1 pseudogene is annotated in these 560 nt (G+C 45.4%); it reads left to right on the forward strand.

The annotated features are described in order from the left end of the window. Positions 1-135 precede the first annotated feature (135 nt). A pseudogene (locus A3766_RS09265) lies at positions 136-560 on the forward strand (YgiQ family radical SAM protein); the annotation flags it as partial.

Below are 560 nucleotides of genomic sequence, written 5' to 3' on the forward strand. Positions count from 1 at the left end.
CTAAGGTGCCTGATAAATATAGAAATTACCACATAGAATAAGCATACCCTACGATATGTATACCAAGAAGCACTAGGCCCAAATAGAAAGACCATGTAAAATAGTCAACTATTCTTACTTAAGCAGCCGAAAACTATGCAAGCCGACACCTCTCTTTTTTCTTATCCTAAGTACTGGGCAGAATGCTTCGGTATTGCACCCTTCCTACCCATGTCTCGTGAGGAAATGGATACTCTGGGTTGGGATAGTTGCGATGTTATTATCATTTGCGGTGACGCTTACGTCGACCACCCCAGCTTTGGCATGGCGGTCATTGGTCGGCTGCTAGAGTCTCAAGGTTATCGAGTTGGAATTATTGCCCAGCCGGACTGGACATCGAAAGATGATTTTCAAAAGCTTGGTAAGCCAAATTTATTTTATGCGGTTTCTGCGGGCAACATGGACTCGATGATCAATCGTTATACAGCTGATCTGAAGATTCGCCATGACGATGCCTACACCCCAAACAACGAGGGTGGTAAGCGCCCTGACCGTGCAGTAACGGTTTATAGTCAGCGCTG

This window comes from Oleiphilus sp. HI0132, from assembly GCF_001635845.1.